The sequence below is a fragment of the Bacillus sp. PK6-013 genome, from assembly GCF_054161445.1.
In genome coordinates, this window is sequence record NZ_CP096417.1 from 2,241,711 (window position 1) to 2,266,026 (window position 24,316).

Here is a 24,316-nt window from a genome sequence, read left to right on the forward strand (position 1 = left end):
AAAACCGCTCCAATATATTGTTATTGTCATGCGAAATGATGATATCGATTGTTAAATAATAAGAGGGAAGAGGATGGGAGAACCATGCAAATGACGTTTCGATGGTACGGAGACAGCGACCCGGTCACATTAGAGTATATTCGCCAAATTCCCGGCGTTACTGGAATTGTTTCGGCCATTTATGATATTCCTGTAGGGGAAGCATGGCCTTATGAGAAAATTGTAGAGTTAAAAGAAAAAATTGAAAATCATGGTCTATCGTTAAGTGTCATTGAAAGTGTACCTGTCCATGAAGATATTAAATTAGGTCTTCCGACAAGAGATCAATATATTGAAAACTATAAAACGACGATACGCAACTTGGCAAAAGCGGGAGTTAAAATCGTTTGTTACAATTTCATGCCTGTATTTGACTGGACTCGTTCTTCTTTAGACTATGCACTAGAAGACGGTTCTACAGCATTAATTTATGAAGAAGAAAAAGTTAGACAAATGAATCCATTACATGGTGAACTAAAACTTCCCGGTTGGGACACAAGCTATGAAGATGGACAGCTAAAGAATCTTTTTCAACAATATCAGCACATGACGGAAGAGGATTTATGGGAAAATCTTTCGTATTTTATTAAAGCGGTTATACCGGCGGCAGAAAATGAACAAGTCAAAATGGCGATTCACCCGGATGATCCGCCATGGCCTATCTTTGGACTGCCTCGAATCATAACGAACAAAGAGAATTTGGAGCGATTGATTAATCTCTATGACAGCTCCTTTAACGGTTTGTGTTTATGCAGCGGGTCACTGGGTGTGAATTCAACAAATGATATTCCGGAATTGATTCGTTATTTCGGAAAAAAAGGAAAAGTCAACTTTGTGCACCTGAGAAACATTAAGATCATTGGAGAAAAGTCATTTCAAGAATCCTCCCACCGTTCAGAAGACGGTTCTTTAGATATGTATGAAATCGTAAGAGCATTAAGAGATATAGATTTTGCCGGACCAGCCAGACCGGATCATGGAAGAATGATTTGGGGAGAGGCCGGTAAACCGGGTTATGGTTTATATGACCGTGCGCTGGGTGCAGTGTATTTAAATGGAATGTGGGAAACATTGACGAAAGAAAAGAAGCGGATAGCCTTTGAATGCAATAAATGAACAAGCACTAACTAAAATGCAGAGACGAGGGATGAATGTGCAGATTCCTTTTCATGTCAACTTGAAAGATAAGGTGGCTGTAGTGACAGGTGGAGGCGGCATTTTATGCAGCTGTTTCGCTAAAGCAATAGCTCAATGCGGTGCAAAAGTAGCAGTAGTCAGCCGAAGAGCTGAATCGGCAGACAGAGTAGCGAAAGAGATCCAAGAAAACGGAGGCGAAGCACTTGCCGTTACAGCAAACGTCCTTGATAAACAAAGCCTTGAACAAGCGAAACAACTCATTAACAGAACATTCGGCAGATGCAATATCCTAATTAACGGTGCAGGCGGCAACCATCCAAAGGGAACAACAGATAAAGAATATTTTTATAAAAAGGACTTGAATACTAAAGAATTGACTACGTTTTTTGATTTAGAAATAGAGGGTGTAAGGTCTGTATTTGATGTAAACTTTCTTGGCACACTGTTAACCACTCAAGTATTTGCAAAAGACATGGCTGATCACGACGGAAATGTGATCGTTAACATCTCATCCATGAACGCCTATACGCCGCTGACGAAAATTCCCGCCTACAGCGGTGCAAAAGCGGCCGTCAGTAACTTTACCCAATGGCTTGCTGTGCATATGTCAAAAGTCGGAATTCGTGTCAATGCCATTGCCCCAGGCTTTTTTCTTACCGCCCAAAATAGGAGCCTATTGCTCAATGAAGACGGAACATATACGGAGCGAGCACAAAAAATTATCAACCAGACGCCGTTGGATAGATTTGGGGTTCCGGAAGATCTAATCGGAACGTTATTATGGTTGGTAAGCGATAAAGCCTCGCGATTTGTCACTGGAACCATCATACCGGTCGATGGAGGATTCTCCGCCTATTCTGGAGTATAACTAAGAGAGGATTTGCTTCAAAAAGCTGATTTTCAACACTGAAAAAATCCCAATTTCTCTGTGCCACATTGAGAAATTGGGATTTATTAATTCAATTTTTCCTTTTTACAGGCAAGAAGATAAACAATTGTATGATCTGCTTCCTTATTTCATCAATATTACCGAATCACTACCGCCGTGCAGGAAGCAGGAGGTTTTCCGCTGCTAATATGTATTGTTTTGTTATTGTTTGACAAAGGTGTTATATCTGTTTATATTGTATATATACAGTTATAACGAATAGAGGGATGTCATGCATTGAATATCATCATTTCAAATTCATCGGATGAACCGATTTATTTGCAGATCGTCAACCAATTAAAAGATCAAATCGTCAAGGGAGAACTCTCGGAGTCAGAGGCGCTCCCATCGATCAGAAACCTGGCCAAAGAGCTTAAAATCAGCGTAATTACAACAAAAAGAGCCTATGACGAACTGGAGAGAGAAGGGTTTATCGTCACAGTCGCGGGAAAGGGCTCGTATGTCGCAGCGATCAACAAAGACGTGCTTCGAGAAACAAAAGTCAAATTGATCGAAGAACACATAGCAGAAGCCGTCACTGAAGCGAAACAAATCGGCTTTACATACGAGGAACTTCAAAAGATGCTCAAACTGGTTTATGAGGAGTGGTAAAAATGACCAGCATACTGGAATTAAAAAATGTATCAAAACATTATCAAGATTTCTCTTTAAAAAACATCAACTTCTCGCTTGAAAAAGGATATATTATGGGCTTTATCGGCCCGAACGGAGCCGGAAAAAGCACGACCATCAAGCTGATCATGAACCTGATCAAAAAAGACGAAGGAGACATCAGCATTTTCGGTCTCGACAATGAAAAGCACAATATCGAAATCAAGCAGAGGATCGGCTTTGTATACGATGAAAATCATTTTTACGAAGAACTGACACCGAACGAAATGAAAGGAATCATCAGACCGTTTTACAAAAAGTGGGATGAGGCTGTTTTTCAGCGGTACGCAAAAGACTTCCAGCTCCCTTTAAACAGGCAGATCAAAAACTTGTCAAAAGGAATGAAGATGAAATTCTCACTGGCGGTCGCGCTTTCCCATCATGCCGAATTATTGATCATGGATGAACCGACATCAGGACTCGATCCTCTTGTCAGATCGGAGCTCCTCGACGTGCTGCAAACATTGCTGCAGGATGAAAACAAGTCGATTTTCTTTTCGACGCATATTACCTCTGATTTAGAAAAAGTAGCGGACTATATCACTTTCATTCATAACGGCCGGCTCGTGCTGAGCAAAACAAAGGATGAGCTGTTGGAGGAGTACTGCATTGTAAAAGGAGACCTCGATACGCTGCATAAAGGAAACGAAGACGCCTTAATCGGCATTAAGAAAAACAGCTATGGCTTCGAAGCGCTCTCCAAAGATAAGCGGGGAGTCGTTCAGCATTTCGGGGATTCGGTCATGATCGAAAAACCGACTTTGGAGGATATTTTGGTATTTTCAACCGGCAGGAGTGATCAACATGTATCATCTTATTAAAAAGGATATTTTAATGCAGAAAAGAGCAATGAAACTATCGCTGTTATTGATGATATTTTTTACTTTTACATTGTCACAGCTTGAGCTCGTCGGATATACAGTGGCGGTTTTGGCTGTCACATATCAGCTGGCATTAGGCGCAAGCTCCTTAGAAGACAAAAACAACAGTGATAAAATCCTGATCAGCTTGCCCATTAAAAGAAACATCATCGTCTTATCAAAATATGTATCGGTTTATGTCTATGCGGCTTATGCCATTCTCTTCTATTCTTTGATCAATGCAATCGGACATATGCTGCACTTGCCGCTTGATTTCCCATTGACACTTTCAGGCGTCATGGGTGCTGTTGTGGCTGTCACTTTATTTAGCTCGATCTCATTTCCTCTGATTTTTAAGTATGGCTATTTGAAGTCCAAAATGGCCAATATCATCATATTTTTCGTCATTATATTTGGAGGGACGGCCTTTTTTAAATTTATAAATGCGGGGGAAAACCTTGCACTAAGCCAAAAATTAACGGCTTTTCTGAGTGAAATGTCAAATGCGGGCACATTCATCCTTTTAGTTGGCGTACTGCTCGTGATGATTTCTGTTTCATATGCGATATCGCTCAGCTTTTATAATAAAAGAGAATTTTAGTTTAAGGATCAGCGGGAGGAGCTTTCGCTGATCCTTTTTTCGTTGCTTAGAACCGTACGGCTGTTTCACTTTCCTCCCACTATCATCTATTATAAAAAATTTCTATAAAAGAAAAATTTCCGTGTTGATAAAAGCATTTTTTCCGGAAGTTTCGGTAAAAAACGAAACTTTTGACCCTTTTATTTCACTGTATAATGTAAACGGTTACGTTTGTAGTATACTTATACTATCATTTCTTTTTAGGGAAGGATAGAAAAACAGGTGAGAGAGATATGAATACAAGGCAAAAAGACATTCTGAATCTGTTGTTATCTGAACCTGAAGACTATTTAGTCGTACAAGATTTCGCAGACAGGGTAAAGTGTTCTGAAAAAACGATCAGAAATGATCTAAAAACGATTGAAGATTATCTCAATCAGCACTCTGATGCTCAATTGATTCGCAAACCGGGACTGGGCGTTTATTTGAATATTGAAGATCATGAAAGGGTCCGTTTAAGCCGGCAGTTATATACCGAACATCACGCCGCACAGCAGCAATCCGATGAAGAAAGGATGCTGCAAATCGCTTATCAGTTATTAATGAATCCAAAGCCGGTTTCTGCAAAAGAAATGGCTGCCGAGCACTTCTTGAATAAGTCTTCCATTAAAAGGGATTTGAATCAAATCGAAGTTTGGCTCCAGCGGTTTGGCCTCACTCTTGTGTCCAAGCAGCGCCTCGGTTTAAAGATCGAAGGAAGTGAAAAAAATAAGAGAAAAGCGCTGGCGCGCATCTCGGAGTTGATTGATAACCCGGAGTTTACAAGCCGATTTATTAAAAGCCAATTTTTAAGCCATGAAGTGGAATTTGTTAAAAGCGAAATCAGATCATTGCAAAAGCGACATTCTTTATATTTCACTGATGAAACGTTCGAAAATTTACTGTTGCATACACTGCTGATGATTCGCCGCATCAAAATGAAACAGCCGATTACCATTTCTCCGGAAGAAATAGATGCAGTCAAAAAGAAAAAAGAATTTCAGTGGACGTTTGCTTGTTTAAAACGGCTGGAAGCTGTTTTTGCGATCCGCTTTCCTGAAGAAGAGGCCGTCTATTTAACATTGCATATATTAGGCGGCAAAGTTCGTTATCCATTTGGGAAAGAAGGGGAGAACGGACTGGAAAACCCTTTGCTTCCAAAGGTTGTCGAATATTTAATCCGGCGTGTCTCAGAGTTGAAAATGATGGATTTCCGCGAGGACCGGGTTTTGATTAACGGATTGAAAATTCACCTTAATACCGTTTTAAACCGGCTGAGCTATGACCTTTCCGTATCAAATCCGATGCTCAACGATATCAAAAAAATGTACCCATATCTGTTTCATATTGTCATTGATGTTCTTGAAGACATCAACCAAACGTTTTCACTTTCAATTCCCGAGGAAGAAGCCGCCTATCTGACATTGCATTTCCAAGCGGCGATCGAGCGCTTCAGCTATGGAAAAGACAAGCATAAAAAAGCGATCATTGTCTGTCATATGGGCATCGGGATGTCACAACTGCTGCGGACAAAAATTGAACGGAAATTCTACCAAATTGCCGTGATGGACTGCATCGCAAAAGCTGATTTGGCGGACTATACTGCACGACATGAAGATATCGATCTTGTCATATCAACGGTCAGCCTGGAGGATTTATCAATTCCCCATATCGTTGTATCTCCGCTGCTCGAGTCGGCCGATGAGAAAAAGCTCAGCGCTTTTATGGATCAGCTCGGTGAATCGTCCCGGCAAATACAAAAAACGTTTAAAGTGCTGAATGACACGACTCCTTTCCTCGTCTTCCTGCAGCAAGAATCAGAACACCGCTACAAGCTGATTGAACAGCTGGCGATGGCTTTATACGAGAAAGGCTATGTAGAAAAAGAATATGCTGTACAGGCAGTCATGAGAGAAAAAATGTCGGCGACAAACATCGGAGCGGGCATCGCCATTCCTCACGCGAACGCCAAATTGATTAAACAATCAGCCATTGCGATCGCCACATTAAAAGAGCCGCTTGACTGGGGCTCTGAAAAAGTATCGCTCGTCTTTATGCTGGCTGTCAAACACGAGGATCAAAACATGACAAAACAATTGTTTCAAGAGCTGTCCAGCTTAAGCGAGCAGCCGGCTTTCATCCAAAAGCTGACGAAAGAAACAAATGTGATGAAATTTTTATCTTATTTGGATTATTAAAGGCGGGGTTCTGACCTTCATCAACATTCAAGAAAAGATCGATATACAGACAACAGAATGGGATAGGTGAGCAGTTTTGCTTTATCCTATTCTTTTTTTATTGCAAGCCCAACAACAAAGGGTTATGTTGTCCATAAAATTAGATTTTTCAATGTGTAATTAAAATATATTCTTTGGAGAAAGGCTTTATTAAAGTATCAACTTTGTTTTTAGTTAGAGGGAAGAACTTCATTTTCGCTTAACATCTTCAATGCGATTCTATGTTTTTTGTTAAATTGCTGCGGATGTTTTTTGATTTAACTGTTTTATTTGGGCTCTCCGGGCTTCAACTTTTCTGTTCTTACGTAGTACTTCTTGAGAAACTTTCCAGCATCTTTTCCAGTTACAATGGGGCTGCCTCTCATTTCCGCATCCGTATAGTTACCTCTTTATGAAGAGAGTATCAATAACGTTCCTACAATTTAAGAATTTTAACTATGAGATAAGTATTTTAAAAGAGAAATGAGCATATGAATTGAATGTTTTTCAAAATGAATGAATAGTTCTGATCTTTATAAAAAACACAAACCATTACATCGGGAAAATTTACTCAAATTTTGGACTTTTTATGTAAAACGAAAAGGCAACGTGTTAGAGTTAGGCATAATGAGAAATTTTAAAGCCGATAATTACTATAAAGTTATTTATTTTCCAATAATATAAAAATTTATTATTCCAGGGTTGCATCAAATATGCACCTAGAATCAATTGCTTAATGGGGGGAACTTGATGTACAACAAGAAAAATGTTTTTGATATTGTGATGTACATTATTTTCTGTCTGATCAGTCTTTATTTAGTATCAAAAACTGATTTTGGCACTGGAGTATTAGTGTTTATTGCAATTTTATACCTCGCTGTAATTGCTTATAAAGTTAAGCAATTATTTAGTAATTCTAATTCGTAAGGTGTAACACGAGGAGGATATTAGTGAACAAGGACTAGCACGCCTGCACGTATAGATTTACCCAATAGCTAATGTTGCCGAAATCGCTTTGCCTCTGTTTAGAGACAAAGTGATTTTCAATTTCACTCAAAAGCAAAACCCCTCTCAAATTTATTCATTTTAATCAACCATATTTATTTTTAATCACGGTTATTTAGAGTTATTACTATAGTGTCTAGGCGAAAATACGTTTTTTAATGCACTTATTATTCCTGGCACAAGAAAGAAGACGCCAAAAAAGACAGTAAGTAAATTTAATTGTGGTGTTTCATAAAAAGTAAACCATTCTTTAAAAATTGACGATTCCGTAATTCTCCCAAATAGTGTTCCATCAATCTCTCTATAATTAGGTATCCATCCTGTTGTTTCAAATGTAATAAAAATTATCTGTGACAATAAAAATACACCAATTTGAGAAACCCAATATTTTTTAAAAAATGGAACCCTTTTTTGCTTTTCAGCCAACGAATATTCCTCCCCGCATTAGATGCCATTTTATATTGATATACGGAAAATTAAAGAATAAGTTTCAATATTTAATTCTCTCGACATGATAGGAGGAAATACTTTCTTTTTTACATTTCACTCAAAAGCAAAACCCCTCAAGAAAGGGATCTTGGTTTTTGAATAAAAGAGTGATTTTACATAAATATTTGATTCGAAGATCATAGTTTTTCATTGTAGTGGAAACATCTTCGTGTTCAGCAGGGATTTGCTGACAAGTTCAACCTTGATTTTCTTGATTTCGAGATATCCTTCATTAAAAAGGAATGTCCTCACTTTACACCTCTTCGAAAAATTTCAGTCCCCAATTGTTGCAATACGGCACATTTTCACAATCAGTCCCAAGTGTTACAAGTCGCCCCTTATTGCAGTCCGGTTTTTTTAAAAAAGCCGGTTTTTCCGGAACATGCGGTAAAAAACAACGCTTTTACACACACGTTTTTATTATAAAGTAATGACAAGAGCTGCTCACTACTTTAGTTTCAGAAGGAGGATTCGCATGAAACTGTTAGCGATTACATCATGTCCAAACGGAATTGCCCACACGTATATGGCTGCGGAAAATTTGCAAAAAGCGGCCGATCGAATGGGCGTTCAAATGAAAGTCGAAACACAAGGCGGCATCGGGGTGGAAAATGAGCTGACCGAGCAGGAAATCCGCGAGGCAGACGCGATTATCATAGCCGCAGACCGCTCGGTCAACAAAGACCGTTTTATCGGGAAAAAACTTCTGGCTGTCGGTGTTCAGGAAGGCATCCGAAAACCGGAAGAATTAATACAAAAAGCGATCAGCGGCGATATACCTGTCTATCGGCCGGCTGCGAAAACGGAAGCCTCAGCTCAAACTGAGAAAAAACAAAATCCGATTTACCGGCATTTAATGAACGGTGTATCATTTATGGTTCCTTTCATCGTCGTCGGCGGATTATTGATTGCGGTCGCACTGACGCTTGGAGGTGAAAAAACGCCGAAAGGGTTAGTGATTCCTGATGAATCTTTTTGGAAAACGATTGAGCAAATCGGGGCTGCCTCATTCTCATTCATGATCCCGATTTTAGCCGGTTATATTGCCTACAGCATCGCCGATAAACCGGGGCTTGTGCCAGGGATGATCGGCGGATACATCGCAGCGACAGGAAGCTTTTACGGCAGCGGAAGCGGTGCGGGGTTCCTCGGCGGCATTATCGCGGGCTTTTTAGCCGGATATGCGGCGCTGGCCATCAAAAAATTAAAAGTGCCAAAAGCCATTCAGCCGATCATGCCGATCATCATCATACCGGTGGTTTCCTCGCTTATTGTCGGCTTGGCATTCGTATTGCTGATCGGCGCGCCTGTCGCGCAAATCTTTGAATCTTTGACGGTTTGGCTGGCTGGTATGCAGGGCTCAAGTTCGATTCTTCTGGCATTAATTTTAGGGGCGATGATTTCGTTTGATATGGGCGGCCCCGTCAATAAAGTGGCATTCCTGTTTGGTTCAGCCATGATCGGTGAAGGAAACTATGAAATTATGGGTCCGATCGCCGTCGCCATTTGTATTCCTCCGATCGGGCTTGGCATCGCAACGTTTTTAGGAAAAAGAAAATTTCAGGCGCAAGAAAGAGAAATGGGAAAAGCAGCATTTACAATGGGGTTATTCGGTATTACTGAAGGTGCCATACCGTTTGCTGCACAGGACCCGCTTCGCGTCATACCAAGTATTATGGCGGGTTCAATGACTGGTTCTGTGATCGCCATGATCGGTAATGTAGGGGACAGAGTCGCCCACGGCGGACCGATTGTAGCAGTGCTTGGCGCTGTCGATCATGTGTTGATGTTCTTCATCGCCGTTATTGCCGGATCCCTGGTCACCGCTCTTTTGGTCAATGTACTCAAAAAAGAGGTCGCAGCCGCTCCTGCAGGGGCAAGTGAGACTGCTGCAGTTCATGACATTCCGCAGCCGAACATCGAAATAAAAGCGGAAAGCAAAAAATCCGAAATACCGGAAATTAAAAAGCTCACTGACATCATTGATACAGATTTGATCGAACCTCATTTATCAGGGGATACGAGAAACGACATTATCGATGAAATGATTCAAAAATTGTCCCGTAAAGGTGCACTGCATTCGGAAAGCGAATTTAAACAAGCGATCATGAACCGCGAATTAGAGGGGACAACGGCAATCGGCATGAACATCGCGATCCCGCACGGGAAGTCTGACGCCGTCAAGAAGCCGAGTGTAGCATTCGGCATCAAACGTTCGGGCGTCGACTGGAAGAGTCTTGACGGAACTGACGCCAAACTGATCTTTATGATCGCCGTCCCGAAAGAAAGCGGGGGAAACGAGCATCTGAAGCTTCTGCAAATGCTCTCCCGAAAACTGATGGATGACACCTACAGGGACAAGCTTCTCTCTGCTCAAACAAAAGTAGAAGCATACAAACTTCTGGATGAAATCATCTAAAAAAGGAGGATGCCCGTCATGACTGAACCATTATTTTTCGAGCCTGTTTTTAAAGAAAGAATTTGGGGCGGCACAGCTTTAGCCTCTTTCGGCTACGAGATTCCATCCGAACAAACGGGGGAGTGCTGGGCTTTCGCCGCCCATCAAAATGGGCAAAGCGTCGTGAAAAACGGCATGTATAAAGGGCTCACACTCAGCGAATTATGGAATGAACATCGCCATTTATTCGGACATATAAAGGGAGACCGCTTTCCTCTTCTGACAAAAATTTTGGACGCCGACCAAGACCTATCCGTACAAGTGCATCCAAACGATGAATATGCAAAACTGCACGAAGACGGGGAGCTTGGAAAAACGGAATGCTGGTATATCATGGATTGCAACGAAGATGCGGAGATCATTTACGGCCACCATGCCAAAACGCGGGAAGAACTGGTCTCAATGATCGAACACGGGAAATGGAACGAGCTCTTGCGCCGCGTCAAAGTGAAGCCGGGAGATTTCTTCTATGTGCCGAGCGGAACCGTCCATGCGATCGGAAAAGGTATTTTGATTTTGGAGACGCAGCAGAATTCAGACACAACCTACAGACTATATGATTATGACAGAAAAGATGCTGAAGGAAACCTGCGCGAGCTCCATTTGCAAAAAAGCATAGAAGTGATCGACGTCCCGTCTTCGCCTGGCCGCGAAGATGTTCAATATGAAACATCGGGTAATGTCAAGACTGCCGCACTGATTGAGTGTCCTTATTTCTCAGTAGCAAAATGGGATGTAAAAGGATCAGCCTGGTTCAAACAGGATAAACCGTTTCTTCTTGTCAGCGTCATAGAAGGGGAAGGGCAGATCAATGCGTCTTGCGGCAACGACTTTTCTTTTAAAAAAGGAGATCACATGCTGCTGCCTGCGGGCTTTGGAGAATTTACAATCGCCGGCCGTGCAGAATGTATCGTCTCAAGCCTGTCAAATGAATAAGCCATCAACGGTCACTTTCTAAACAGACCATCAAAACGATGGTCTGTTTTATTTTTTCAAAAAAGCATGCCGGCTTGCCAAAACGCGTTCGCCACAAGGCGGACAATGCATATTCCCAAGCTTTCACAAGTAAAATAGAGTAAACCAAAAAAACATTTGGAAATCTTCCAATTATTTGATAAGCTGATATTAAAAGCTTCATAACTTACACATCAGCTGCACTGCCCGGAGCTTTTCGCGGAACAGTTGCTTCATGAAACAAAAAAGCGGGGCTGTGTTCCGGCGACAGGCAGAAGAAAAGCCTGCTAAATGACCGAAACAACCGTGCCCTTCATAATTGGTTGGTCCTTATCTGGATGAGAAAAGGAGACGATGATTCGTATCAGGTAAAATGTAAGCGGATTCATCGTCTTTTTATCTCAGTTTATCACTCTTTTTAGCGGAAGCGAGGAGGAAAGCAATGGGGAAAGCAAAAATTCGATGGAATGAACCCTTGATTTCTCAACACGAATCGGCTGCTGAAGGATTTACGCCGGAAGATTTCACAGAGGAAGATCAACTGATTTCAAAAACGACAGAATCATTTGTCAAAAATGAAGTCATGCCCCTTCTTGAATCGATCGATCAGCAGGATCACGAAAGCGTGAAAAAATTGTTTCAAAAAGCGGGAGAGCTCGGATTGCTCAGTATCGAAGTTCCTGAGGAATACGGCGGCCTTTCACTCAGCAAGAAGCTTTCCGGGTTAGTAGCAGAGAAAATGGGAGCCGGCGGATCGTTCAGCGTCTCCTTTAATATTCATGCGGGCGTCGGGACATTGCCGTATATTTATTATGGAACAGAAGAACAAAAACGAAAATACCTTCCGAAACTGGCATCGGGCGAATGGATCGGAGCATATGCTCTGACAGAGCCGGGCGCAGGCTCAGATGCTTTAAACGCAAAAACGACGGCCGTCTTGAATGGCGAAGGAACAGCCTGGGTTTTAAACGGGGAAAAACAGTGGATTACGAACGCGCAAGTAGCTGATGTATATGTTGTCTTTGCAAAAACGGCGGAAGGCATGACAGCATTTATCGTCGAACGTTCGTTTAAAGGCGTTTCCATCGGACCTGAAGAGAAGAAGATGGGAATCAAAGGGTCTTCGACGGCAACCTTAATCCTCGAAGAAGTCGAGGTGCCAAACGACAATGTTTTGGGTCATGTCGGGAAAGGTCATCACGTCGCTTTGAACATTTTAAACATGGCCCGCTTAAAGCTCGCGTTTTCGAACATTGGAATGGCAAAGCAAGCATTGAACCTTGCCGTTAGCTACGCCAAACAGCGCAAACAATTTAACAAGCCGATCATCGGTTTTTCAATGATTCAAGAAAAGATTGCCGACATGGCAATTTCGATTTTCGGCGCCGAAAGCGCTGCTTACAGAACGGCAGACTGCCTGGACCATGTTTTAAATTCGGCTGAGCCATTAGACGACAGACTGAGAAAACTCACAAACTATGCATCCGAATGCGCGATCAATAAAGTTCACTGCTCCGAAATACTCGACCGAAATGCAGACGAGGCGGTACAGATTCATGGCGGCTACGGATACATGCAGGAGTACGAAGTCGAACGTTTGTACCGGGACGCGAGGATCAGCCGGATTTTCGAAGGGACAAACGAGATTAACCGTTTGACGATCGCCAAACTGATGATGAAAGAAGTGAAGCAAAACGGCATCTCAGAGCCGGAAGCTCAATTAAGCAGCGGGGAAAACCGAAACCGGCGGTTTATTCAGCTGTCCAACAGGCTTTTCGGCAAAACATTAAAAGCGCTTAAACGCTCCCACGTGAACATTCAAAAGGAGCAGGAATACGCGCGGATTCTCGCCGACATGCAAAAAGAACTCTATGTGATGGAATCCGCCGCCCTCCGGACCGAAAAGGCAACCAAAAGATACGGAAGCGAAAAAGCACGGTTGAAAGAAATGATGACGAACGTTATTTGTGAAGAAGGCTTCCGCAAAATCGAAGAGATGGCGGTAACCGCCTTATCAGGCATAGAATCTGATGAAGCCGAAAGAAAGATCGCAATGGAAGAGGCTCACAGCCTTACTTTGCCCCTTTTCAGCAATCTGTTTGCTCAAAAACGCGAAATCGCAGAGAAAATAGCCGCTCATGAAAAATATACGGTGTGATCGGAGGGAAACCGTTTGAAAAAAATCGGGTTTATCGGTTTGGGCAACATGGGTCTGCCCATGTCGAAAAATTTGCTTCAGGAGAACTTTGCGGTGTATGGAACGGATCTTAACAAAGAAGCTGAATTGGCCCTGCATCATGCAGGGGGAACGATCGGGATTTCAGTTGAAAAGATGGTAAAAGAGTGTGACGCCATCCTCACAAGCCTTCCTTCATCAAAAGCTGCAGAGGAGGTTTTTCTGGGGAAAAAGGGGCTCGTCCACCTGGCTGAACCAGGCGTCCTTCTGATTGATACAAGCACGGTCGCTCCTGAACTGAATATCCGGATTGCAGAGGAAGCGAAAAGCAAAGGAATTGATTTTCTTGCGGCGCCGGTCAGCGGCGGTGTAATCGGAGCGGTCAACCGGACGCTTACCTTTATGGTCGGGGGGCCGAAGTCTGTTTTTGATAAAGCATTGCCTATTTTCAACGTATTGGGCGAGAATATTTTTCATGTGAACGAAAACATCGACAGCGGAACGAATACGAAGCTGATCAACAACCTCTTAATCGGTTTTTATACAGCCGGCGTCAGTGAAGCCTTGCATCTTGCCAAAAACAGCAATCTCGATCTCGAAAAATTGTTTGAGATGCTGAACGTCAGCTATGGGCAGAGCCGAATCTATGAGCGCAACTATAAAAGTTTCATAGCGAATGAAAACTATGAACCTGGCTTTTCTTTGAAGCTGCTGCTGAAAGACCTTGGCTTTGCACTGGATTTGGCTGAGAAAAATGAGGTTGAACTGCCGGTGAGCAAGATTCTCTTCGGCATCTATGAAGAAGCCGATCAAAATGGATACGGCGACAAAGATATGTCTGTTTTATACAAAAAAATAAGCGAACAGAAGACAACTTATCGGTAAGGAGAGGTGAGAAAGTACATGATCACAACGAATGCCAAGAAAATTATGAACCATATCGACGGGGAGTGGGTGAATTCCTCAGGTACGGAAGCTGAAGAAGTCGTCAATCCTGCAAACGGAAACGTCATCGCTTATGCGCCCCTATCTGTGAGAGCGGATGTAGATCATGCCGTGCAGGCTGCCAAACACGCTTATCAGACCTGGTCACTTGTGCCTGTCCCCAATCGGGCGAGACTTTTATATAAATATTTGCAGCTTCTTCAAGAGCAAAAAGAACAATTGGCGGACATCATTACGACGGAAAACGGCAAAACGTTAAAAGACGCCCGAGGCGAAGTGCAGCGCGGAATCGAAGTTGTTGAGCTTGCAACAGCCACACCTACTTTAATGATGGGAGAATCCCTGCCCGCGATAGCAGGGGGCATCGACGGATCGATTTGGCGCTATCCTTTGGGGGTCGTCGCCGGTATTACGCCGTTTAACTTTCCAATGATGGTTCCTCTGTGGATGTTTCCGCTCGCCATTGCTTGCGGAAACACGTTCGTCCTGAAACCTTCGGAACGCACTCCTATTCTTGCCGGAAAGCTTGTCGAGCTGTTTTATGAAGCCGGGTTTCCGAAAGGTGTGCTGAACCTCGTTCATGGAGGAAAGGATGTTGTAAACGGAATATTGGAGAACGATGATATTAAAGCCGTCTCCTTCGTCGGTTCAGAACCGGTCGCAAAATATGTGTATCAAACGGGCACAGCCAACGGGAAGCGCGTTCAGGCTCTGGCCGGCGCAAAAAACCATGCGATTGTGATGCCGGATTGTCATCTTGAAAAATCGGTTCAAGGCATCATCGGGGCGGCATTCGGAAGCAGCGGAGAACGCTGTATGGCCTGCTCCGTCGCGGCGGTCGTTGATGACATCGCCGATGATTTCATGGAAATGCTCGTGTCTGAAACACGGAAGCTGAAGCCAGGGGACGGCAGATCAGAGGATCACTTTGTCGGCCCGCTGATCCGCGAAGTTCATAAAGAACGCGTTCTTGACTATATCGACAGCGGTATAAAAGAGGGAGCCGCACTCGCCGTGGACGGACGCAATCCGGATGTTCAGGAAGGATATTTTGTGGGAGCCACGATTTTCGATCATGTAACACCGGAGATGAAAATCTGGCAGGACGAAATCTTTGCGCCGGTCTTGAGCGTCGTCCGCGTGCAAGACCTTGATGAGGGGATCGAGCTCGCCAATCAATCCAAGTTTGCCAACGGCGCTGTCATTTACACGTCGAGCGGGAAAAGCGCCCAGCAGTTCCGCGACAAAATCGATGCCGGAATGATCGGCGTCAATGTCAACGTACCAGCTCCGATGGCATTCTTCTCCTTCGCAGGGAACAAGGCCTCTTTCTATGGAGACCTTGGGACAAACGGAAAAGATGGCGTCCAGTTTTACACGCGCAAAAAGGTCGTCACCGAACGCTGGTTCTAATTCTTAACATAAGGCTCCCTCTCATGCGCAACAGATTTTTTCAGAGGGGCCTTTTCTATTTCAACAGGGAGGGATCCATATTGAACTTGAAATATGCCACACTTAAAACCGAACATAGCATCACAACCGTCACGTTGAACAATCCGCCGGCAAATACACTCTCTTCTTCCTGTATCGCCGAATTGCGCTCTCTTTTTCGGGAATTGACCCGCGACGAGGAGACAAAAGCGATCATCGTCACAGGAGAAGGACGATTTTTTGTGGCGGGAGCGGATATAAAAGAATTCGTTTCAAAACTCGGGGACCAAAAACAAGGGCTGGCACTCGCACAAGGGGGCCAGGCGCTCTGTGATGAAATCGAAGCTTCCAATAAGCCCGTCATTGCGGCGATAAACGGACCGGCTCTTGGCGGAGGCTTGGAACTCGCAATGAGCTGCCACTTCAGAATCGTATCAGACGATGCAACACTCGGCCTTCCCGAATTAAAGCTCGGCTTGATTCCCGCGTTTGGAGGTACACAGCGGCTTCGCAACATAACGGATACAGCGACAGCACTCGATCTCATCCTGACGGGCCGAACGCTTTCAGCTCAAGAAGCGGTAGAGCTGAAAATTGCGCAGATGGCGGTAAAGGGGGAGGAACTGATGAAGACGGCAGAAGGGGTCGCGTCGTCTTTTATCGAAGGAAAAAGCATGACCAGCGTGAGACGCGCCGTAGAATGTGTCGTACAGGGCGCCTCTGAAAGCATGGAACAGGCACTGGAGAGAGAGCGAAACAGATTCGCCGAGCTGTTTGTCACTTCAGACGCCAAAGAAGGAATTCACGCATTTGTCGAAAAGCGCAAACCAAACTTTCATCATTCATAAAAGGAGTGGATCCAGATGTCCGATGATGTGCTGTTTTCCGTTAATCAAAACGGCGCCGCAGCGATTGTTTTGAATCGTCCGAAAGCGCTCAACTCCCTCACATACGACATGGTCCGTCTGATTGGTGAAAAGTTAAACGAGTGGGAGACAGATCAAAACGTTTCTGTTGTGGTCATCAAAGGTGCAGGACCAAAAGGACTGTGTGCCGGAGGGGATATTAAGGCACTCTATGAAGCACGTTCGTCAAAACAGGCCCTGCAAGAAGCCGAGTGCTTTTTTGAAACAGAGTACGAAGTCGATATGGTAGTCCATCGATTTCCGAAACCGATCATCGCCTGCTTGGATGGGATCGTCATGGGGGGAGGCGTCGGCCTGACATACGGGGCCAGCCACCGGATTGTCACGGAGAGGACAAAATGGGCGATGCCTGAAATGAATATCGGTTTCTTTCCGGATGTCGGGGCAGCCTATTTTTTAAACAGAGCTCCGGGACACATAGGAAGATATCTTGGATTAACGGCATCTGTCATCCATGCGGCAGACGTGCTGTATATCAATGGGGCAGACGCCTACATGGAGAGCGGCGCTTTAGAACGATTGATCCAAACAGTGGAACAAACAGATTGGCGCCTTGTAAACGTTGAAGAAAAGCTCAATCAGCTGATCGGCGAATCGAAAACGAAGCCCTCCCAAGAAAGCACGCTCGCCCGTGATCAGCAAGCGATTGACCGGCATTTTAAGTATGATAAGCTCGAAGAGATCCTTCAATCGCTCGAAAGCGAAGGAAGCACTTTTAGCTCGAATGTGAAAAAAACGATGCTTTCCAAAGCGCCATTTTCATTGAAAATCACATTGAAACAGCTGGCGGACGGACGTCAAAAAACATTGGAAGAATGCTTTGCAACAGATCTGGTGCTGGCGAAGAACTTTTTGAAGCACGACGATTTCTTCGAAGGCGTCCGGTCCGTCCTGATCGACCGTGATCAATCACCGAACTACAAGTATCGGCACGTTTCAGATGTAACCGATGAAGCAGTGGACCGGTTTTTCCAACCTTCTGAATCTGTCCGATTTTAAAAGCGGGAGCTGACGATTAACGTCAGCTCTTTTTTTGTAAGAGCCTTATGAAAGAGGTATATATTTCTATCTGGAGAATATGTATACTAACAATATTTGGTTGGAGGCTGACAACATGAACATCGGAAAATTAAGCAAGTATTTCTTGTCCCTTGCCGTGGCTCTCGCGACGGTGATGTCCTTTCATGCCGTCTCTGTAGATGCCGCATCGGTCGGTACCATTAAACCGAGCGAATGCTCAACTCATATTCTCACCGTATATGACGAAACAGTCGGCATTGGCGGTTCCGGACGTGCACACTTTTATTGCGGCAGTATAAATGGCGGTCCTCAAATTGAATTTTCGGACGACGATTTAGAGGTTGCGGTCGATGATCCCTTTATTCTTCACGCATATGCTAATCCGGGCTTAAATTCGGTAGACTACGAAGGACGCCAAAAGGGGGATGCGGAGGTAACGATTTATTGGAAAAACAAGCCGGAGGGCACCAAATACACATTTTTATTGGTGAAAATCATATAATTACGGCACGCATTTACCTCATAAAAAAGAACTCTCCAAATTGGGAGGGTTCTTTACATTTACGATGGTATGATCCCATACACAGCAGCGTTACACTGGCGATGATGCAGGTATAATCGGTAGAATAAGAGGAAGCAAGAGATCATCCTAAAAAGGAAGGAACAATGAAAAAAATCATGATGTTTTTATTCATTTTTATCATCGTATTTTGCGCGGGTGTTTTGTTATTCATCAATTTACACCCCGTGTTTGGGGGAAATCCAAGTACAGAACAAAAAAAGCTGTATCAAAACTTTGACAATTATGCAGATGGCAAATTTGTCAATCAGACTCCGGAAAAGATGGATATGGGTGGAATCTCCGGCGTTTTCTCGATGATAAGAGACGCTGTTTCCGGCGGCAAGGAACGCAACCCTTCCGGTCAAATCCCTGTTTCTAAGATCGATTGGAGCACAGTTAAAAGTAACGAAGACAGTTTAACGTGGTTTGGACATTCCGCTTTTTTACTGAGTATCGATCGCAAAAAAATACTCGTAGATCCTATGCTGGGGCCAATTGCTTCACCCGTATCATTTATCGGAAGCAGACGCTACAGCGAAGACATCCTGCATATGGTCGATGATATGCCGCCGATTGACGCCGTCTTGATCACACATGATCATTATGATCACTTAGATTATCCATCCATCTTAAAACTGAAGGAAAAGGCCGGTCATTTCTTCGTTCCCCACGGAGTCAGCGCACACTTGATACGGTGGGGAGTTGAGAAAGAAAAAATCACAGAGCTCAATTGGTGGGATGAAACGGAGTTTCAAGGTTTGACGATATCCTTAACACCGTCCAAACACTTTTCGGGTAGAGGGTTGTTGAATCGAAATACGACCCTGTGGGGCGGCTGGGTTATCCTCGGAAAGCATACGCGTTTTTATACGAGCGGTGACGGGGGATATGATGAACATTTTAAGGAAATCGGCAAAAAATACGGCCCTTTTGATATCACCTTAATGGAGGGCGGTCAATATGACAGACGCTGGTCCGGAATTCATATGACACCTGAACAATCTGTACAGGCCCACAAAGATGTAAAAGGAAAGAACATGATGTTGATTCACTGGGGCGCGTTCACCCTCGCCTATCATGGCTGGAAAGATCCGATTGAACGTGCTTTGAAAGAAGCTGAGAAAAAAGGCGCCAACATGATTGCTCCCGCGATTGGTGAAACAATCCTGTTAAACGGCCAATACTCGCTTCCCGAATCCTTTTGGTGGGATATGTAAACATGCCGTTTATCCGTATAAAAGTCACACCCTTTGCAACTCTAAAAAAAGCCGTTTCCAGCGCAGGCTGGAGACGGCTTTTATCAGGAAATTTCACAAAAACCCTTGCGTTAAAGTGGACTTTAACGATTATTCTGTAGATGCAGCTTATTCGCAGCCTTAATCGAAAAAAGAAAGGAGAGTTATGATGAATGGGGAGGCGGAATCTTTCCAATGGTTCCGGGACATGAAATCGCCGGCGTTGTCAAAGCAGTAGACCAGACGTTAAAAAATTTGCTGTCGGCGACCGCGTCGGGGTCGGCTGCTTCGTCGACTCCTGCGGCGAATGTGAATACTGTCGGAGCGGAGAGGAGCAATTTTGTACGAAAGGCGTGATCCAAACGTATAACTGTTTAGACTACGATGGTCATCCGACATACGGCGGTTACAGCCAGTACATCGTGGTCAAAGAAGATTTCGTTGTCCGCATTCCGGACAGTCTGAACTTGGATGCTGCCAGCCCGCTCTTATGCGCGGGCATTACCACGTACTCTCCTTTGAAGCATTGGAACGCAGGTCCCGGCAAGAAAATTGCCGTTGTTGGAATGGGGGGACTCGGCCATGTCGCCATCCAATTCGCGCATGCCATGGGGGCAGAAGTAACGGTCCTGAGCCGCTCTTTGAATAAACAAGAAGAAGCCTTGCGTTTTGGCGCAGACCATTATGTTGCAACTAGTGATCCTGCTGTATTTATTGAACTGGCCGGCCGTTTTGACCTCATTTTAAACACGGTGTCCGCCAATCTGGACGTTGATGCCTATTTATCGCTTCTTCGCGTAGATGGAACACTTGTTAACGTCGGCGCGCCGGCAGAACCGGATCAATACAGTGTGTTTTCCTTAATTATGGGCCGCCGCAGCATTGAAGGTTCGCTAGTCGGCGGCATTCGCGAGACACAAGAGATGCTTGATTTCGCTGCTGAACACGGCATCGCTCCGCAAGATGAAGCGTATGAGCGCGTACTTCGCAGCGATGTGCGTTATCGATTCGTGATTGATATCTCCACTTTGTAAATCATATGTAATACAGAGAGGCCAGTCATTTTATTTGACTGGCCTTTTTTGGCATGATCCGGCAATTTCAGCAGAGTGGATGGACATACAGCTTCATTCTATATGGCATTTCACAACCTCCCAAATGTAAGATTTCTTTTCCAATTACCATTTTACATGATGTAACAGAATTGTAAATTATCTTCATAGGGAAGAGCTATCTTCATGCATACATGTTGGCAAGGCCGTAATTAATCAACTTATCCAAGATACTGTTTTAATATATCCAACCCTAATTTCAGCTCATCTAATGAATTTGTAGAAGAAAGCGCAATGCGCAAATATTTTTCGCGCGTCGTCTGCCCGCTGAGAAAACGCTCGGAATGAAAAACCCGAATCCCACGCTTCCTCAAATCCGTCTCCAATTGTGATGAGTCAGCATGCTCTTCAATCGGAAGCCATCGGTATAAACTAAGAGGATGTTCACCAGGCTCAGTTACAGGAAAATATGCCGCATAAAGATCATTGGCCGACTGTGCAAGCTTTTTCTTTTGAGCAACGATTTCATGAGCCTTACCTGATAAAATCAGCTCAGTAATGACCTCCGCATCTAAAGATGACGTTTTGACATTGATGTTAAAAATGCCCTGCAATATCTTTTCCCGTAAAGCATCCCCATACACCATATAGGCAACTCTTAACCCGGAGCATATCGACTTTGAGGTGCTGCAAATGTATATGCTCTGATCTGGAAGCAAACTAAACATTGGCTGCTGATAATCTGATACAATCCCTGCCGTCAGAAACGCATGAATATCATCCTCGATCAACAGCAAATCATGCTTGCGGATGGCCTCCACTAATTCATGCTTTCGAACATCTGATATCATCACGGTTGTCGGATTACAGCATGAGGGCATCAGAAATATGCCGTGAATTTTCGTCTGGCAGCACTGCTTTTCAAGTTCATCCGGCAGCATTCCATACTGGTCACCGGAAACAGGTACCAATTGAATATGGAGCATTTTGGCCAGCTCAATAAAGTTCGAATACGTGTATAGGTCAGTTGCAATGCGGTCACCAGGGTCAAACAGCGAGGTCAATGCAATGGCCAACGCATTTTGAGCACCGGAAACAATCGCAATATGTTCTTGGTCTGCGTGAATACCGAAAGATTCCATCCAGTTTAGCCCTGCCGTTTTTTGATGCGGAATACCAGTCGGGTCATTGTAGTCCATTAGCTTCTCCAAATAGCTTTTATCTGCAGCTTTTTGAACAACCTCCGCTACCATTCCGTTGGTTTGCTCAAAAGAGGCTACAAATCCGAGATCAATGCAGTTTGTCACCTTATCTGCGGAAATGGTGATAGAGCGGGCAGCATTAGGAGCGACGAAGGTGCCGCTTCCGGTGACAGCATAAATCAGCCCCTTGAACTCACATAGTTTGTAGGCGCGTGTAATCGTGGTAAAGTTTAAATCAAGAAAATCTGCCAGTTCCCGTTGCGGAGGCAGCTTTGTCCCAGGCGCCAAAAAACCGTTTACGATATCCTCTTCAAGCAATGTCGCAATCGAATAATAATAAGGACGCTTCAATGCTTTCTTATCAGGTTTCCAAGACATTGGATAGTTGTCAAACGAATTGACTGGCATTTTGCTCCTCCTACATTTAAATTCCATACAATAATATCATCAATAGTTTGGAATTCAAATGCAGAACGGGAAGTTTTAAAGAGGGGACAATTAAAGGAGGCCCGATCTGTAAAAGTCCCTGAAAATGGGGCTTTTTTTAAACTAAATAATTGTAATCCATACAATTATCTTGTTTATTGTATGGATTTCGTATGTTAAATTTGTATGGAATAAAGCTGGTAACAGAGGATGTGAACCATGTGACAAAAAGAGATCATATATGGAGTGCATGTCGAGCGGCTTTTCCATATACCGTACCTATTCTTGCAGGCTTTGTTTTTTTGGGGATCGCCTATGGAATTTATATGAATTCCTTAGGGTTCAATGCAATTTACCCTATCATAATGAGCTTCGCTATTTTTGCAGGATCAATGGAGTTTGTTGCGGCCAATTTACTTCTTGCCGCCTTTAACCCGACGAATGCCCTATTTCTAACCCTCATGGTGAACGCACGCCATTTGTTTTATGGCATTTCTATGTTGGATAAGTATAGGGGAACAGGCAGAAAAAAGTTTTATCTGATTTATGGACTGTGCGACGAATCTTTTTCTATCAATTGTACCGTAAATGTTCCAAAGGATATAGACAAGGGCTGGTTTATGTTCTTCGTGACGCTGTTCAATCATTTCTATTGGGTGATAGGAGCGGCGATCGGCGGCGTTTTCGGATCTTTTGTCCGGTTCAACACAGAAGGGCTCGATTTTGTGATGACTGCTCTTTTTGTGGTAATTTTCATAGAACAATGGATGAAAGAGAAAAAGCACCACAGCGCGCTTGCAGGACTCGGACTTACTGCAGTCAGTCTGATCATCTTTGGCGGAAATCACTTCATTATCCCAGCTATGCTGGCCATTCTCGGGGTACTTACTGTCCTTAGAAAACCATTAGAGAAAGCTGAGGTTACTGTATGACGATGAGTTTTACACAGCAAATGATCACGATTGCCATGATCGTGTTAGGCACAATGCTGACAAGGTTTCTTCCTTTTATGATTTTTCCATCGGACAAACCTACGCCGACATATGTTCAATACCTTGGAAAAGTGCTTCCTTCAGCGGTAATCGGACTTTTGATCGTTTATTGTTTTAAGGATGTGAGCCTGCTTTCCGGCAGCCGCGGAATCCCCGAACTGATCGGGGCAGCGGCAGTTGCGCTGCTTCATTTTTGGAAGAAAAATATGCTCCTTTCTATTGCCGGAGGAACGATTATCTATATGATACTGGTGCAATGGGTTTTTAATTGAACAACCTCATGACCAAAGGAGGAGACGATGATGAAGAGAAAAATCGATGAAGTGAACATTCACGAAAAACACTATGACCAAATCCATAGGCAAGTAAAGAACGATCCGTATGCCCGATCGCTGGGAATTGAGTTAACAAAGTTTCGGGCAGGTCTTGCAGAGGCCGTTCTTGAAGTACAAAGCCATATGGTAAATGCTTACGGGACAGTTCACGGAGCCGTCATTTATGCCTTAGCCGATCACGCTTTTTCAGCGGCATGTAATGCATACGGAAAAACATCTTTAGGACTCACCACAACAATCCAGTTTATTGAATCAGCTAAACCAGGAGACAAGATAACTGCCCGTGCGAAAGAGGAAAAACGAAACTTCCGCACAGGCTTCTACCGAATCGACATCTTGCATGGAGAAAATCTGATAGCTACAATGGATGCCGTATCTTATCGTAAAAATCACTACTTTATTGAACTTGATGAACATGTTTAAGATTTCAAGTTACTTGATCTTGTATTTCAGCAAGAAAGAGCGTCCGGTTCTATCATTACAAACTAAACCTTTGACAATACAAGCAACAGCTACTATAGTAGGATAGTACTTTTATTTAATATTTACTGATAATTCAGGACATTCATTTATGAAATTTTTATCGTGCTACACTGCTGACTACTACAAACACACTAATAGCTTAACCCGAATCGGA

At 43.8% G+C, this 24,316-nt stretch carries 21 protein-coding genes and 1 pseudogene; 20 read left to right on the plus strand and 2 right to left on the minus strand.

The annotated features are described in order from the left end of the window. The first annotated feature begins 84 nt into the window (after window positions 1-84). From uxuA to M1E03_RS11240, 7 genes are all read left to right on the plus strand, one after another. Window positions 85-1,155: a mannonate dehydratase gene (uxuA, locus tag M1E03_RS11210; RefSeq protein WP_020451668.1), complete on the plus strand. Its 1,071-nt coding sequence runs from the start codon at window positions 85-87 to the stop codon at window positions 1,153-1,155. Window positions 1,156-1,171: 16 nt separating this feature from the next. Next, the gene (locus M1E03_RS11215) at window positions 1,172-2,044 is read left to right on the plus strand and encodes an SDR family oxidoreductase (protein ID WP_373926113.1); all 873 of its coding nucleotides are present in this window, start codon (window positions 1,172-1,174) and stop codon (window positions 2,042-2,044) included. Between the two features lie 297 nt (window positions 2,045-2,341). Continuing rightward, window positions 2,342-2,716 carry a GntR family transcriptional regulator gene (locus M1E03_RS11220; RefSeq protein ID WP_035338680.1) on the plus strand — a complete coding sequence of 125 codons (375 nt, stop codon included), beginning with the start codon at window positions 2,342-2,344 and terminating at the stop codon, window positions 2,714-2,716. 2 nt (window positions 2,717-2,718) lie between these two features. Further along, entirely contained in the window at window positions 2,719-3,597 is an 879-nt protein-coding gene (locus M1E03_RS11225) for an ABC transporter ATP-binding protein (protein ID WP_035338678.1), read from the plus strand. After that, window positions 3,581-4,237 carry an ABC-2 transporter permease gene (locus M1E03_RS11230; RefSeq protein WP_023857535.1) on the plus strand — a complete coding sequence of 219 codons (657 nt, stop codon included), beginning with the start codon at window positions 3,581-3,583 and terminating at the stop codon, window positions 4,235-4,237. Before M1E03_RS11225 ends, M1E03_RS11230 begins: the two co-directional genes overlap by 17 nt. A 272-nt stretch (window positions 4,238-4,509) precedes the next feature. Then, window positions 4,510-6,453, plus strand: coding sequence for a BglG family transcription antiterminator (locus M1E03_RS11235; RefSeq protein ID WP_039072749.1), 1,944 nt, complete (start codon window positions 4,510-4,512; stop codon window positions 6,451-6,453). A gap of 768 nt (window positions 6,454-7,221) precedes the next feature. Continuing rightward, the gene (locus M1E03_RS11240; RefSeq protein WP_039072748.1) at window positions 7,222-7,398 is read left to right on the plus strand and encodes a hypothetical protein; all 177 of its coding nucleotides are present in this window, start codon (window positions 7,222-7,224) and stop codon (window positions 7,396-7,398) included. 189 nt (window positions 7,399-7,587) lie between these two features. Here the strand turns inward: M1E03_RS11240 and M1E03_RS11245 are convergent, their stop codons facing one another. Then, a complete protein-coding gene (locus M1E03_RS11245; RefSeq protein WP_039072747.1) occupies window positions 7,588-7,902 on the minus strand; it encodes a YfzA family protein in 315 nt (104 codons plus the stop codon). Window positions 7,903-8,440: 538 nt separating this feature from the next. Here M1E03_RS11245 and M1E03_RS11250 point away from each other — a divergent pair. The 10 genes and pseudogenes from M1E03_RS11250 to M1E03_RS11295 all read left to right on the plus strand — a co-directional run. After that, window positions 8,441-10,384 carry a fructose-specific PTS transporter subunit EIIC gene (locus M1E03_RS11250; RefSeq protein WP_458110448.1) on the plus strand — a complete coding sequence of 648 codons (1,944 nt, stop codon included), beginning with the start codon at window positions 8,441-8,443 and terminating at the stop codon, window positions 10,382-10,384. Window positions 10,385-10,402: 18 nt separating this feature from the next. Then, window positions 10,403-11,359: a mannose-6-phosphate isomerase, class I gene (gene manA, locus M1E03_RS11255; RefSeq protein ID WP_023857541.1), complete on the plus strand. Its 957-nt coding sequence runs from the start codon at window positions 10,403-10,405 to the stop codon at window positions 11,357-11,359. Between the two features lie 460 nt (window positions 11,360-11,819). Next, complete coding sequence (locus tag M1E03_RS11260) at window positions 11,820-13,535, plus strand: acyl-CoA dehydrogenase family protein (protein WP_096748128.1); 1,716 nt, start codon at window positions 11,820-11,822, stop codon at window positions 13,533-13,535. Between the two features lie 15 nt (window positions 13,536-13,550). Continuing rightward, a complete protein-coding gene (locus M1E03_RS11265; RefSeq protein ID WP_020451657.1) occupies window positions 13,551-14,438 on the plus strand; it encodes an NAD(P)-dependent oxidoreductase in 888 nt (295 codons plus the stop codon). 18 nt (window positions 14,439-14,456) lie between these two features. Then, entirely contained in the window at window positions 14,457-15,911 is a 1,455-nt protein-coding gene (locus tag M1E03_RS11270) for a CoA-acylating methylmalonate-semialdehyde dehydrogenase (RefSeq protein WP_096748129.1), read from the plus strand. Between the two features lie 80 nt (window positions 15,912-15,991). Further along, on the plus strand, window positions 15,992-16,777 hold the full coding sequence (locus tag M1E03_RS11275; RefSeq protein ID WP_079289547.1) for an enoyl-CoA hydratase-related protein: 786 nt from the start codon (window positions 15,992-15,994) through the stop codon (window positions 16,775-16,777). A 15-nt stretch (window positions 16,778-16,792) separates the two neighbouring features. Continuing rightward, on the plus strand, window positions 16,793-17,854 hold the full coding sequence (locus M1E03_RS11280; protein ID WP_023857546.1) for an enoyl-CoA hydratase/isomerase family protein: 1,062 nt from the start codon (window positions 16,793-16,795) through the stop codon (window positions 17,852-17,854). A gap of 115 nt (window positions 17,855-17,969) precedes the next feature. After that, window positions 17,970-18,377, plus strand: a complete 408-nt coding sequence (locus tag M1E03_RS11285; protein ID WP_224067041.1) for a hypothetical protein — start codon at window positions 17,970-17,972, stop codon at window positions 18,375-18,377. A 176-nt stretch (window positions 18,378-18,553) separates the two neighbouring features. After that, window positions 18,554-19,654, plus strand: a complete 1,101-nt coding sequence (locus tag M1E03_RS11290; protein WP_096748462.1) for an MBL fold metallo-hydrolase — start codon at window positions 18,554-18,556, stop codon at window positions 19,652-19,654. Between the two features lie 180 nt (window positions 19,655-19,834). After that, window positions 19,835-20,706: pseudogene (locus tag M1E03_RS11295) on the plus strand (NAD(P)-dependent alcohol dehydrogenase); the annotation flags it as partial. Window positions 20,707-20,945: 239 nt separating this feature from the next. On the opposite strand, the gene M1E03_RS11300 reads toward M1E03_RS11295, so the two are convergent. Continuing rightward, window positions 20,946-22,334: an aminotransferase-like domain-containing protein gene (locus M1E03_RS11300; protein ID WP_458110449.1), complete on the minus strand. Its 1,389-nt coding sequence runs from the start codon at window positions 22,332-22,334 to the stop codon at window positions 20,946-20,948. A 191-nt stretch (window positions 22,335-22,525) separates the two neighbouring features. Here M1E03_RS11300 and azlC point away from each other — a divergent pair, with 191 nt between their 5' ends. Genes azlC through M1E03_RS11315 form a run of 3 tightly spaced genes read left to right on the plus strand, consistent with a single transcriptional unit; the run spans window position 22,526 to window position 24,102 of the window. Next, the gene (gene azlC, locus M1E03_RS11305; RefSeq protein WP_051967052.1) at window positions 22,526-23,284 is read left to right on the plus strand and encodes an azaleucine resistance protein AzlC; all 759 of its coding nucleotides are present in this window, start codon (window positions 22,526-22,528) and stop codon (window positions 23,282-23,284) included. Then, window positions 23,281-23,616: a branched-chain amino acid transporter permease gene (locus tag M1E03_RS11310; RefSeq protein ID WP_023857554.1), complete on the plus strand. Its 336-nt coding sequence runs from the start codon at window positions 23,281-23,283 to the stop codon at window positions 23,614-23,616. Before azlC ends, M1E03_RS11310 begins: the two co-directional genes overlap by 4 nt. 27 nt (window positions 23,617-23,643) lie before the next feature. Beyond that, a complete protein-coding gene (locus M1E03_RS11315; protein WP_230459171.1) occupies window positions 23,644-24,102 on the plus strand; it encodes a PaaI family thioesterase in 459 nt (152 codons plus the stop codon). Window positions 24,103-24,316: the final 214 nt, after the last annotated feature.